The sequence below is a fragment of the candidate division TA06 bacterium genome (genome assembly GCA_016208585.1).
In the GTDB taxonomy this organism is placed as follows: domain Bacteria; phylum Edwardsbacteria; class AC1; order AC1; family EtOH8; genus UBA5202.
Genome location: JACQXR010000009.1, coordinates 1 through 13,534, shown reverse-complemented (window position 1 = coordinate 13,534; position 13,534 = coordinate 1). Strand labels below are relative to the sequence as shown.

At 52.5% G+C, this 13,534-nt stretch carries 12 protein-coding genes; all 12 read right to left on the bottom strand.

Annotated features, from left to right (window positions below):
* Window positions 1-142: 142 nt before the first annotated feature.
* Window positions 143-679 (bottom strand): hypothetical protein, encoded by a 537-nt coding sequence (locus tag HY768_00945; GenBank protein MBI4725788.1) that lies wholly within the window; start codon window positions 677-679, stop codon window positions 143-145.
* Window positions 680-846: 167 nt separating this feature from the next.
* Window positions 847-1,065 carry a type II toxin-antitoxin system HicB family antitoxin gene (locus HY768_00940; GenBank protein MBI4725787.1) on the bottom strand — a complete coding sequence of 73 codons (219 nt, stop codon included), beginning with the start codon at window positions 1,063-1,065 and terminating at the stop codon, window positions 847-849.
* Window positions 1,062-1,316 carry a type II toxin-antitoxin system HicA family toxin gene (locus tag HY768_00935; GenBank protein MBI4725786.1) on the bottom strand — a complete coding sequence of 85 codons (255 nt, stop codon included), beginning with the start codon at window positions 1,314-1,316 and terminating at the stop codon, window positions 1,062-1,064. Before HY768_00935 ends, HY768_00940 begins: the two co-directional genes overlap by 4 nt.
* Before the next feature lie 596 nt (window positions 1,317-1,912).
* Window positions 1,913-2,275: a hypothetical protein gene (locus HY768_00930; GenBank protein ID MBI4725785.1), complete on the bottom strand. Its 363-nt coding sequence runs from the start codon at window positions 2,273-2,275 to the stop codon at window positions 1,913-1,915.
* A gap of 246 nt (window positions 2,276-2,521) precedes the next feature.
* Window positions 2,522-4,168, bottom strand: coding sequence for a tetratricopeptide repeat protein (locus HY768_00925; protein MBI4725784.1), 1,647 nt, complete (start codon window positions 4,166-4,168; stop codon window positions 2,522-2,524).
* Window positions 4,169-4,512: 344 nt separating this feature from the next.
* A complete protein-coding gene (gene ftcD, locus HY768_00920) occupies window positions 4,513-6,183 on the bottom strand; it encodes a glutamate formimidoyltransferase (protein ID MBI4725783.1) in 1,671 nt (556 codons plus the stop codon).
* Window positions 6,184-6,365: 182 nt separating this feature from the next.
* Window positions 6,366-6,596, bottom strand: coding sequence for a four helix bundle protein (locus HY768_00915; protein MBI4725782.1), 231 nt, complete (start codon window positions 6,594-6,596; stop codon window positions 6,366-6,368).
* Between the two features lie 37 nt (window positions 6,597-6,633).
* On the bottom strand, window positions 6,634-7,938 hold the full coding sequence (locus HY768_00910; GenBank protein MBI4725781.1) for an imidazolonepropionase: 1,305 nt from the start codon (window positions 7,936-7,938) through the stop codon (window positions 6,634-6,636).
* A gap of 299 nt (window positions 7,939-8,237) precedes the next feature.
* Window positions 8,238-9,884, bottom strand: a complete 1,647-nt coding sequence (hutU, locus tag HY768_00905) for a urocanate hydratase (protein MBI4725780.1) — start codon at window positions 9,882-9,884, stop codon at window positions 8,238-8,240.
* Window positions 9,885-10,025: 141 nt separating this feature from the next.
* Window positions 10,026-10,466: an IS200/IS605 family transposase gene (tnpA, locus tag HY768_00900; GenBank protein MBI4725779.1), complete on the bottom strand. Its 441-nt coding sequence runs from the start codon at window positions 10,464-10,466 to the stop codon at window positions 10,026-10,028.
* A gap of 114 nt (window positions 10,467-10,580) precedes the next feature.
* A complete protein-coding gene (locus HY768_00895) occupies window positions 10,581-11,852 on the bottom strand; it encodes a M48 family metallopeptidase (protein ID MBI4725778.1) in 1,272 nt (423 codons plus the stop codon).
* 43 nt (window positions 11,853-11,895) lie between these two features.
* Window positions 11,896-13,419, bottom strand: a complete 1,524-nt coding sequence (locus tag HY768_00890; protein ID MBI4725777.1) for an aromatic amino acid lyase — start codon at window positions 13,417-13,419, stop codon at window positions 11,896-11,898.
* Window positions 13,420-13,534: the final 115 nt, after the last annotated feature.

The window sequence follows — 13,534 nt, the reverse complement described above, 5'->3', positions numbered from 1 at the left end:
TCGTAATTCCCATTCCGATAGTCTTCCCAAGTTATGATTGCCCCACCAAGACCGTCAGCAACGATAGTATGAGACCATTGGTAACTCGGAGCTATACATATTGCCACGCCATTGAGAGTCCACTGGGACACACCGGAGGTATCTATCCTTTGGGCATAGACGTCACAATTCGGGTCACTGCGTTTGTCTTCCCACTCAATGATCGCTCCGCCAGCACCATCAGAAGCAATCCAGGGTGTTCTTGGTGTCCTGTGGCCGTGCAGACAGCCACGCCATTGGCAGTCCACAGAGGTACACCTGAGGCACTTACCCGCTGGGCATAGATGTCATAATTCGTGCCACTGCGAGCGTCACGCCAGGTTATTATTGCCCCCCCAGCACCATCAGAAGCAACCGTTGAAAACCTTTGTCCGCCTGTATTTGTGCATATTGCAACGCCATTGGCAGTCCACAGAGGTACACCTGAGGCACTTACCCGCTGGGCATAGATGTCATAATCCGTGCCACGATAGTCTTGCCATGCGATGATCGCCCCGCCAGCACCATCAGAAACTATAGTGGGACACTGTTGGCTATCTGCGGCGGTGCAGATCGGGACGCCGTTTTGTTGCCAGGCAAAGGCAGAACTGGCAAAGACGCAAGTCAGGGCTAAAGCGATGATGGCAATCTTGAATCTCATTTCTTCTTACCTCCTTTAAATTCAGGATGTTCACAGGCACACCCCCACAGCCATGGTTTTAGTTTCTTGGTTCTTCGGTTCTTTAGTTCTTTAGCTCAACGCTAGAACTCACCTACCAAAAAGCGCCAGCTTTTTGGCAGGTGCAGTGATTTGTTAGACACAATTATTCATGCAACTTGATAAATCAGTGGTCGAAAATGAGGGGCTGGTATTGGCTTTCCATTGGCGCGGGCTGCTTCAAGCCATGCCTCTTTTGCTTTCAATACCTCCTGCAATGCTTCCTCTGGCGTTGCCCCGAAAGCAGAGCAATGTTTCAGGTCAGGTATATCGGCAATGTACCCCTCATCATCTTCACTATAAAATAGATTGATATGGTAGTCTCTCATTCTCTGCCCTCCATCTGGAGATTATATCGCTCAATAATCTTCAATAATTGTTTCACATGATACGGTTTTGCTTTTCCTTTCGCGTCCTGTCGGTTTACCAGTTCCGGCACATCGGGATGTATAAAAATGTGATGACTGCCTTTGATACGATCTAATCTAAAGCCGAATAATTCGGCACAGGTAGTTGCTTCTGAAAATCGGATGTTCTTCGACCCAGATAACAACTTTTGTAGCAATTCCCGTTTTTTCATATTTTTCTCATGTGCTCAACGATAAAGCTCAGCGGCACGACATCAGGAGCGTCCGCTGGAACGCATTGTAAAGAAGGATGATTAGGATTAGTTTTGAGAAGCTTGAAATTCTTATCGCCAAGCCCTGAACAGATGATGGTAGTTGTTCATAGCAAGTCCAAAATGACGGATTAGCAAAATGTTTCATAGCTCTCTGCGCTTACCAGCTCAAAAGTCCGCTATGGCTTCATTGGCTAATTTCTCAAACTTTCCTGATTGGACATTCTTCTGCCTTCCACCTTCGCCAATTTATCCGATGAAGCTTTAGCGCAGTCGGAGGCTTCGGTGGACAAGTCTGCCTTCTGAGACCCTTTTTCCGCTGTCGGAAATCCCTCTTCCGCTGCCAGAGATCCTTCTCCTACTGTCAGAAATCCTTTTTCCGCTGCCAGAAATACTTCTTCAATTATCGGAGATACTTATTCCGCTGTCAGAACACGATTTTCAGTTGTCAGAAATCCTTTTTCCGCTGTCAGAAATACCTCTTCTGTTGCAGGAAACGCATCATCCGCCGGCAGTTCATCCCCGGACAAATTCGGGGGCTACACCCCGGCAGGCAATTACTTCGGTTGCCTCTTGCCGCGCCGAGCTTCAAGTTGCATCTGGTCTCGGAGTTGTCTCATTCGTTTAGCCAGCGGTGTATCTTTACCAATCACGCCAACCATCGCATCAACCAGAGAAGATGCCTGCTTGTAAGTTGTATCCAGCGATTTTACCGCTTTATCTGTTGCTTTGGCAAGTTCGGATTTAAGTTGTTCCTGTCTTACATCATCTTCAACTGCTTGTTTGACAAATGTTTCCAAACTTGCAATTTTCTTTGCCGCATCAAACCCGGCTTCTTTGAGTTGTGTCTGGTTATCCTTCATCAGCTGGACAACTATGTGCGCAAATGCTGACTGTTGTGCATAAGTGAGATAGGCCATTCTTATCACCTCCTTTTCGGTTATTTTAATTTGCCTGTTTCTCGTAAATATTCAGCCCCAAAGACCACCGCAAACGGGGCAAGCGCCAAGACATCAACACACATCCACGTTTAACGTTATTACGTAATAACGATTTTACGATTTTTTTTGCCTTGAGAACAACGATATGAAAAATAAAATGCGTGAACCCCGATATATCGGGGGTGCCTTGGTGTCTTAGTGGCTGAATAGTTTGATTAGAAAACATTACAAAAATGAAAGGCCCTGTTGGTTGGATCCCAAATACGGCTCGTCATCCGGTGATTTGGCCGGGACCGGACGGAAGATTTTTTTGGGCTCCGATTTGAGCGCCGGCTGGCGGGGTTGTTCCATAATGGCTTCCACCGTGCTTGTGCTGAGACTGACCCGCGGCCCATCTGCCGAAGTGCCGTCGCCGTAAGGTTCCTCATTTAGAACATCTTCGTCCAAGCCGGGCAGTGAGGGCGCCAAAGGCTCTTCCGGCTGGGCCTGGAAAGCCGTCAAGTCCTGATAATCTTTTTCCAGCGCCGCTTCTTCCGGAATTAATCCTGGCTCCGGATATTCCGCAGCGGCGGCAATCTCTTCTTCGGGGACGGATAAACTTTCCCGCCCTGGCAGGGCCGGGGCAGGTGCCGGTTCATCTTTTAACGCCGGTTCGGGCAGTGCCGGCGCGGGTCGGGTTTGCGGCTGGGTTTGATCGCTTTTCTCCAGCAGGTTCCGCATCCTTTGGGCCACATCCTTGTAGTTGATGTCCAGGATATAGACCTGCTCGTATTCGTCCAGGGCCTTTTGCCGGTCCCCCAATTGTTCGTTGGCCAGACCCAGGTTGTAGTGCAGGCCCACATACTCGTTGTCCAAAAACTTTTTTACCGAGATGCCCTGGTTCAGCACCTCGCTGGCCAGGCCATAATCACCTTGTTCCAGAAAGGAAATAGCCAGCATCTCGAACCCCTTCAGCTGGCGCTGACCGCCCTTGATGGAAAGCTGAAAATCAACGACGGCGTCATCGCGCAGGCCCACCTCGCGGTAAAGCATGCCGACGTCGTAATATTTTTCGTAAGATTCACCGATGTTGGACCAGACCGCGTCCTGAAAGTCCTTGCAGTACAGGAACAATTCTTCCTTCAACTGGCCCTGGTCCATGGCCGGGCTGCTGCCGGATGACAATATTTTGGAAAGGGCCTCCTCGTTCCTGGGGTCCCGTTCCAGTATTTTCTGATAGACCGATTTGGCTTTGCGGTCAAAACCGCGTTTTTGCAAAACCCGGGCATAGGTCAGCTGGGTTTCCATGATCTTTTTGGCATTGCCCATTTTTAAAGCCACTTCCAGCAGGCGATGATAGGGCACAATGTCAGCCGGATCCGGGGCGTCCTCGGAATTGTCCGAGGCCATTTTCGCCACCATCTGCTCGATCTTCCTGGACGTTTCGCCCAGGGCCTGGTTCTCCGGCAGCAGCGCGGTTATTTTCTTGTGTACTGCAGCCATGGCCACAAAATCATTCCGGACCTTAAGCTGGTCGGCATAGCGGAGCCATTCCCTTACGGCCCCGCTTTTTAACTGGCTGTTGGCGTAAAGCTCCCCGGCTTTATTATATAATTCTATCCGGCCCTTGTCAATAGATAAAATCTTCTTGGCGGCCACGATGGAGCGGGGCAGATCCCCGGATTTTTCGCCGATCCGCACCGCCACCTCATACTGCTCCAGGGCTTTGCGGTCCTCGCCAGTCTCCCGGTAGATATTGGCCAAAGTAAGCACATGCTCCGGGTTTTCAGGATCCACCATGGTCAACTGTTCATATGCCCGGCGGGCTTTTTCCCATTCGCCTTTTTGGAAAAAGAGATGGGCCTGTTCTTTAAGTCGTTTTATATCGGGCATTTTTTATTAAACCAATACTAAATTTGAAGTATACAAAAATCAAGGGCTTAAATCAATAGATATTTAAATATTTATGCCACGAAGTCAAAGTCAAAGGATTATTAATATTATTTGTCTCTGTGCCTTGGTGGCAAAAGTTCCGGTTTATCCGGATTAGGGAATAGGATTGTTCAAACCCATATGAAATTATACTTGCCATAAAAGCCTGCCCTAAGACCTTCGATAAACTCAGGATAAATTTCATTGCAGGGGCACGAAAGCGACAATATTTGTAATGCTGGATTAGATTTAAGAAACTTCAATTTTCTTGGTGTCTTGGTCTTGGTGGCTGCATAGTTACATTTTTATTTTATATTCCCGGATACGGCCGTCAAAACCCTTTGGCACATTTCGGCCGCTTTGAGGTTGAGGGCGCCCACTTCGTCCTTGTGGGCCTTCACGAATCCCTGATCCTTGATGGAGCTTAAATTTATCAGCACGTTCAGGCCGGCTCCTTCCACCCCGGCCCGGGCCATCAAAGCGGCCACTCCGGCATCGGAGGCCAAATTGACGTTGCCTTTTTCGGCGGCAGCCAAGGAAAGTTCCATCGCTTTTAAACAGGTTTTGGCCGTTTCCAGTGGGACCGCCGCCGCCTTTTTGTAACCTTTTTCCATAGCCTTTTCCCTGGCCATTTTCTGTTCTGGAGTGGTTTTAGACAGGCGCCTGGCCTCCATCAGATCGTTGAAGGCGTTGGTGTCCTCGTCCACTGCCATGGCCAGCTTGTCCTTGATATCCTGCCCTTTTTCTGCCAAAGCGGACATCTCCGACCAGACCTTCTCGTAGCCTTGCTTGCCCACGGTCAGATTAGCCACCATGGCCGAGAGGGCCGCGCAAAGGCTTCCGGCCAGGGCTGCCACCGAACCGCCGCCCGGAGCCGGGGATTCCGATGACACCTCATCCACAAAATCTTTGACGGTCATGGACATCAGCGGTTTCGGTTTTATGAAATTGTATTCCACGATCTTCTTGGCCGGGTCAAACTCGGACAGCTGGCCCAGGCCCAGGGAACGGACGGCGGCCTCCACCAGTTCCTTCTCCGGCGCCCCGGCCGACTTGCCCTGTTTTTTAAGATAAAATTTTCCGGCATCCAGCATGGGTTGTAGGGGAACCAGCCCCACCAGCTCCGAACCGGTGACGATCAGGCCCAGCTTTTCCGCCTCTTCCCGGGCGGTCTCGAAAACAACGTGCAGCGACGTGGTGTTGTAGTTGATCAGGTTGATGGACACCTGGGCCTGCCGGTATTGTTCGATGTACCAGCCGATGGCCCGCACCGCCTTCAGGCGACCGGGAACCTTGACCGAATTGCCCTGGGCGTCCTTGACGATCTTGCCGGAAGCATCCTTCCTGGCCCGTCCCCCCTCGCGAATGTTCAGGGCTATCTCGTTGGCCAGTTTTTTATCCTTGGTATTTAAATTGACGTTATAGGCTATCAGGAATTCCCGGGCGCCCACCACGCTGGCCCCCCATTTTTGTTTGAACTTGGCCGGCCCGAAATCGGGTTTCCATTTTGGGTCTTTGAATTTTTCCTCCAAAGCTTCGTATTCACCGGTGCGGATATCTGCCAGGCTCTGGCGTTCGGACGAAGTGGCGGCAAATTCGTACAGGTAGACCGGGATGTCTAATTCCTCGCCCAGCCGCCGGCCCAGGTCTTTGGCGATCTGGACGCACTCTTCCATTGTTACGCCTGAAACCGGCACGAAGGGACAGACATCCATGGCTCCCATCCGGGGATGGGCCCCGCTGTGTTTGGACATGTCAATCAGCTCGCGGGCCTTCTTGGCGGCCTGAAAGGCTGCTTCCTTGACCCCTTCCGACGTGCCCACGAAGGTATAGACAGTGCGGTTGGTATCGGCCCCGGGATCAACGTCTAAAAGTTTGACATCAGCTACACCGCGGACGGCATCGGCGATGGCATCGATTATCTTGCGGTCACGGCCCTCGGAAAAATTAGGCACGCACTCGACTAACTTGGTCATGTTTTCTCCTGCGCTTTTATATTGACATTATTTGACATTTTGCGGACATCAATGCCTGTGGCATTGATCTAATTGTTCAGTTTTATGGCCAGAGTTGTGTGGCGCTGTATATATTCATTCAGGATTTGTTGGCTGATGTAGCCGCGTTTATTGCCGAATATCATATGGGCTTTTGTCTCGTATCAAGATCCCCTGGCCACGCGGCAAAACTGTTTGTTCTCTTTGTAATAATATCTTCCGAAACCCTCGGCGATATTGCTGTAGACTGAAGTTGAAGATATTCTTAGCTGTGAAGTGAGATTATACTTTTCATCATCCGGGAACTTGGCAGTAAGCTCATATATCCAGTCAGCCAAGTCAACGGCCAATTGGTATATAACCAAGTCTGTAAAATCTTGTATCTTATTCGTCATAATATCCCAATGTCCACAAGTGTCCATAAATATCAATTTATTGGCCTACTACGATGCGCCCCTTCTTGACCACCGTCTTGACATAGTTGACCCCGTAATGATACGGCAGGTAGCGGTAATTTGGGATGTCCAGTATCAGTAGGTCCGCCTGCTTGCCGACCTCGATGGAACCGATCCGGTCGCCGCGGTTCAGGGCGCAGGCCGCATTGTAGGTGGCGGCGCAGATGGCCTCGGCCGGGGTCAGCCCCAGGTAAAGGCAGGCCAGCCCGATGATGAACGGCATGTTTTCGATGGTGCAGGAGCCTGGATTGTGGTCAGTGGCCAGGGCCACGGGTATGCCCAGCTCGATCATCTGCCGGGCCGGGGCGTAGCTCTTCTTGATGGTCAGACTGGTGCCGGGCAGCAGCACGGCGATGGTCCCGGCCTGTTTCATCAGTTCCAAACCTGTCTGCGAAGAATACAGCAGGTGCTCGGCGCTGATTGCTTTGACTTTTCCGGCCGTCTCGGCCGCGCCCACCGAGGCCAGCTCGTCGGCGTGGATCTTGGGATACATCCCGTAATTGCTGGCAGTTTCAAGGATCTTGATGGCCTCTTCCGGCGTGAACAGGCCCTGGTCGCAGAACACGTCGCAGAACTCGGCCAGCTTCTGCTCTGCGATCTTCGGGATCATTTCATTGCAAATGAGATCAACGTAACCGGCGCGGTTAATTGTTCCCTGTCCATTGTTAATTGAACGATATTCTTCCGGAAACTCATGCGCCCCCATGAAGGTCGGAACAACCTCTATGGCCTGCAACTCGTTCAGATCCTTTACAACCTCTAATTGCTTGATCTCGTTTTTTGTATCCAGGCCGTAGCCGCTTTTGGCTTCCACCGTTGTCGTACCCCAAAGCAACATACGATTCAATCGTTGCCGGGCCTGCCTTGTCAACTCCTCCTGCGAGGCTTTCCTGGTGGCTTTTACAGTGGAACGTATACCCCCGCCTTTGGCGGCAATTTCCTGGTAAGAAACGCCAGAGGCCCGCATCTCAAACTCGTCCTCGCGGGAGCCGCCGTAGACTAGATGGGTGTGGCAGTCCACGAAGCCGGGCATGACCACTTGTTTCTCGGCGTCTATGACCTTGGTGTGGGGCAATAGTTTTAGCTTGGGCTTGAGTTCAGAGGTTTTACCCACGGCCACGATCTTATCGTCCTCAATGGCAACGAGACCGTCCTCTATGATGTCGAGCTCGGACATATTTGATCCCGCCCTCGCCCGTCCTCCCTCTCCTAATGCGTTAAGAGAGGGCCTGGGTGAGGTCAAGGTTAGCAGTTGGCCGATATGTTGGATGATGAAGTGCATTATCGTGCAAACTCAATAATATATTTACTACGTATTGACTTTTAATCCTTCGAAGAGCTTGAATTTCTCTTCTCTACCTTTCTAATCCTTCACTTCCCTCAATCCTATTCTTATGAATTACTTTAACAGCAACTTTCTTGCCGTCTGTATCATAGCAACAATATAAACTCCCACCGCCACCTTGCAACGGCAAATCACCGTCGCTTTTGTATGTGCCAAAAGTTGCCATGATTTTACTCCAATTAAAAATTCCCTTAAATAATTACCTACCGGTTTAGGGAAGGTGTTTTGTTGTTAGTCTACATCATTGGTATCTTGACCTTCTTCTTCCTGGCCACTTGTTTGGCAATGTCATACCCCGCGTCCACGTGGCGCAGGATGCCCATTCCCGGGTCGTTGGTCAGCACCCGCTCGATCCTCTTGGCCATCTCCTTGGTCCCGTCGGCCACCGTCACCTGCCCGGCGTGGATCGAATAACCGATGCCGACCCCGCCGCCGTGGTGGATACTCACCCACGACGCTCCGCTGGCCACGTTGACCATGGCGTTTAGCAGGGGCCAGTCAGCGATGGCGTCCGAGCCGTCCTTCATGGCCTCGGTTTCGCGGTTGGGCGAGGCCACCGAGCCGCAGTCCAGATGATCGCGTCCGATGACGATGGGAGCCTTGATCTTTCCCTTTTTCACCAGGTCGTTGAACAGTAAGCCGGCCTTATCCCTTTCACCATATCCCAACCAACATATTCTGGCCGGCAGGCCCTGGAAATGGACCTTCTTCTGGGCCATCTTGATCCAGCGGGCCAGGTGCAGATTCTTGGGGAACAATTTCAACACCGCCTCGTCAGTCACCGCGATGTCTTTTGGATCGCCCGAAAGCGCCGCCCAGCGGAACGGCCCCCTGCCTTCGCAGAACAGGTCGCGGATGTATTCCGGCACGAAGCCCGGCACGTCGAAGGAGTTCTTGATCCCGTGTTTCACCGCCTGGCCCCGGATGTTGTTGCCGTAGTCGAAAGCAATGGCGCCCTGCTTCTGCATGTCCAGCATGGCCTGCATGTGGATGGCCATTGATTCGTAAGATTTACGCTTGTATTCCTCGGGATTGTCCTTGCGGAGTTGAGCAGCCTCGGTCAGGCTCATCCGGTGCGGCACATAGCCGTTAAGTTCGTCGTGGGCCGAGGTCTGGTCGGTGACCACGTCGGGGATGATGCCCCGCGTGACCAGTTCGGAATGCACCTCGGCGCAATTGCCCACCAGCCCGATGGACAGCGGCTGGCCCTTCTTGACGTATTCAAAAACCAGCTTTAAGGCCTTGTCCAGATCGTCCGCCATCACATTGCAGTAGCCGGTGTCTAATCGCTTCTGAATCCGGGACGGATCCACTTCCACATCCAGGATCACGCCCTCGTTCATGGTGACCGACAACGGCTGGGCCCCGGACATGCCGCCCATGCCGCCGGTCAATACCCATTTGCCTTTTAAGCTTCCGCCGAAATGCTTTTGGGCCAGGGCCCCGAAGGTCTCATAAGTGCCTTGAAGAATCCCCTGGGTGCCGATATATATCCAACTGCCGGCGGTCATCTGACCGTACATGATAAGCCCCAGCGCCTCCAGCTTGCGGAAGTAATCCCAGTTGGCCCAATGCGGCACTAAGTTGGAATTGGCGATCAGCACCCGGGGGCAATGGGGATGGGTCTGCAGAATGCCCACCGGCTTGCCGGACTGCACTAAAAGGGTTTCGTCGCATTTGAGTTTCTTGAGCGACTTGATGATGGCATGGTAGCATTCCCAGTTGCGAGCCGCCCGGCCGCTGCCGCCGTAAACTATAAGGTCCTCCGGTTTTTCGGCCACCGCCGGGTCCAGGTTGTTCATCAGCATCCGCATGGCGGCTTCCTGCTGCCAGCCTTGGCAGGAGATCTTGGTGTCGTGGGGGGAATGGACTATCTTGGGCATGATAATTTTCTCCGTTTACTTATTATTATTTTTTACATCATATCATAAGGCCATAAATGGCCTTCACTACTTCTATGTTCATCTTAACCCAGCCCTTAAGGGCTGGGTTAAGTGCATATCAGCGGACACACCCCAGGCCGTTCACGGCCTTTGTTCCCCTATGTCATACGCTTTCAGGAACTCGTCCAGCTCTTCCCGGTAGGTTTTTTGCCGGTGGTGTTCCTTCTGGTTCTTGATATAATCTCTGACCTTGTCAAGCTGCGAAGCGCTTACCGAAAAGGCCCCATATCCTTCCTGCCAGGCGAAATGGCTTCCGGTCAGTTTCCCGGCATTTATCCAATGAGATGATTCGCCTTTCAGCAAGTTGGCAATAGTGGAAACGTTATGAGTCAAACCAATTTCAATCAAACAATGTATATGATCAGCGGTTCCGTTGATAGCGTCCAGAAGATAACCTTCCTGTTCGGCCCTGGCCCGGATATGTTGTAGAACCTGGGGCAGTAAATCAGAGGTTAATACAGGGAAACGTTCCTTGGTGCCCCAAATAAGATGGATCCATATTTTATGATATGATTGTGGCATAAGTTCTTTGTTAAATTCGCAAGGCCATGAATGGCCTATATCACATTCCCCAATCTTCTTAACCCAGCCCTTAAGGGCTGGGTTAAGGGCACATCAGCAGACACCCCAGGCCGTTCACGGCCTTTTGCCTACCTCATCTATCGCCTTCAGCCGGGCCAGCAGCGGCGGATGGGAATAATGGAAGATCACATACAGCGGATGCGGGAACAGGTTGCTCAGGTTCTTCTGGCTGAGTTTTATCAACGCCCCCTTCAGATCGTCCGCCGAGGGATTCAGCTTTAAGGCATAGGCATCGGACTGATACTCATATTTACGTGACTGCCAGTTCATCAGCGGCGACAGAAAAAGATTCAACGGTTCAAAGAGTATCGCTACTACATAAAGGGCCACCCCTATCAAGGCCCCATTGAAGCCGGTCTTCTCAAAAAGACCGCTTAGTCCGACCGCCCGGTAGATCCAGGGATGGGCCAGTATCAGCGAGGACAGGAATAATAAAACTCCCGAGATTGCCGAGACCGCGGCAATGAGTTTGAAAATGTGTTTCATCTTCCAGTGCCCGATCTCGTGGCCCATAACCGAAAGCAGTTCCTGATGGCTGTAATTCCTGACCATGGTGTCGTAGAACACGATCCGCCGGGTCTTTCCCATCCCGGTAAAATAAGCATTGTCATGGGTGCTACGCTTGGAAGCGTCCATCTGGCAGACGCCGGCCAGTGGGAATTCGGCTGCCTTTGCCATGTCCAGTATCTTGTTTTTCAATTCCTCATCCTCGAGCGGCACGAATTTGTTGAACAGCGGCAGCAGCACCACCGGAGCCAGAAAGATCATCAAAAATGAAAAGGCTACCACCAGGCCCCAGGCCGCCAGCCACCATAGTGTTCCCAGCCAGTTGATGAAAAGATAGAAGCCCGCGAACAGCAGGCCCATCAATACGCCGGAGACCAGCAGGCCCTTTGCCTGATCGCCCAGCCAGGTCTTTACGGTGATGGTGGAAAAGCCGAATTTCTTCTCCAACTTAAAATCGGAATACAAGAAAGCCGGAATGCCTGAAAGATAGCCTATCAGCAGCAAGGCGAACATCACCGCCAAACCCTGCAGCAGCGGGACGATATTCAGCCCATCGGCCCAAAGCGTGATCTGCGTCACTAGGCCGGCCGCAAAAAGGATTATGACCACCGCAACGGATACGAGCTCGCTCCAATACTCGAATTTGGTCTTGGCCCCGGTATAATCGGCGATCTGGGCCACATTCTGTGCGTTAAAAAGATCTGAGACCTCCGGCGGCAAGCCTTTTTTGATGCTGACATTGAGGTGCGAAAGGTTCAGACCGGAAAGAAGGCTAGAAATCAGGTAGCCGAAGACCAGTATGCCAATGATCAGGCTCATTCCAATATTTTATTTTTGATTTCTGATTTTTGATTTTGGCGTTCTATTCCAGGCTCCCTATTGTTTTCTCCACTTCCTCCAGCACCTCGCCGGATTTCACCAGCTCCTTCATGATATTATGGTCGGAATACAGCGGCCGGTCCTCCTCCAGATGGGACACATGCTTGCGTATGATCTCCCGGGCTTTGGCCACTCCCTGGCCGAAACCGAAATCCCTGAAATCCAGGGCCTGGGCGGCGGCCATCATCTCAATGCCCAAGATGCCGTAGGCATTGTCCAATATCTGGTTGTTTTTGAGGGCGGTATTCATGCCCATAGACACAAAATCTTCCTGGTCGGCCGCAGCCGGAATGGACTGGATGCTGGCCGGCATACATAGAATACGCTGCTCCACAATCAGCATATCGGCTGTATATTGGCTGAGCATCATCCCGCTGAACATGCCCGCCCCCTTGGTGAGAAATTCTGGCAAGCCGACGCTCAGGGCGGGATTGGTCAAGCGATTCAGGCGGCGCTCGCTGATAACGCAGACCATGGTGATGGCGGCGCCGGCCATGTCCATGGGCAGACAGACCGGCGAGCCCTGGAAATTGGCCCCGGTCAGGGTTAGTTTGAACTCCGGCATGAAAATGGGATTGTCGCCCACCCCGTTCAATTCGATCTCCACCTGGGACTTGGCATAGGCGATGGCGTCGTGGGCGGCGCCGATCACCTGGGGCGAGCTCCGCATGGAGTAGGCGTCCTGGACCTTGGTCATGATCTTGCCGGTCTGGAGGTCGCTGCCCTGGATGCAGGCCATGATTGCTTTGGCGCTCCGCTGGGCGCCCTTGAAGCCGCGCGCCTGGTGCAGCCGGATGTCGTAGGGCTTCAGGTTGGCCATCAGCGCTTCCAGGCTCATGGCGCAGGCGATCTCGGCCTGTTTTAGCCAACGGTTGAAATCGTACAGGGTCAGGGCGCTCATGGCCGTAAGCAGGTTGGAGCCGTTGATGGCCGCCAGGCCGTCACGGGCTTGCAGGCCGGGAACCGGGATTCCGGCCTTGTCCATGGCTTTCTTTCCTGGAAGACGTTCGCCGTTATAAAAGGCCTCGCCCTCGCCCATCAGCAGCAACGCTATTTGGGACATGGGAGCCAAGTCGCCGCAGGCGCCCACCGAACCCTTTTGGCAGACCACCGGCGTTACCCTCTTGTTCAGCATATCAACCAGGGTCTGGGTGATCTCGGGCCGGCAGCCGCTGTTGCTGTGGGCGTGAACGTTGATCCGCCCGGCCATTGCCGCCCTCACCTGCTCGACGGGCGCCGGGTCGCCGATGCCGGCGGCATGGTTGTATATAAGGTATTTCTGGAAATCCTTGACCTGGTTGTCGTTCAAAACGACTTCGGAAAACTCCCCGATGCCGGTGTTGACGCCGTACATGATCTCCCGGGCTTTTATCTTGTCCTCCAGCATCGTCCGGCATTGCTTGATGCGCTCCAGGACATCCGGGGCCAATTCAACTTGTTCGTGGTGGCGGGCGATCCGCACCAATTTTTCGACGGTTAACCCGGATCCGTTAAGTATTACCGGCATACCAAGCTCCTTCTCTGGCGGGTTGAGTTGGTTTTTTCCGCCAGCGGCAGCCTTCGTCATTGCCGACTACCAGCCGCCGCTCGTTAAGGCCATGAATGGCCTCTATTATCTGTGG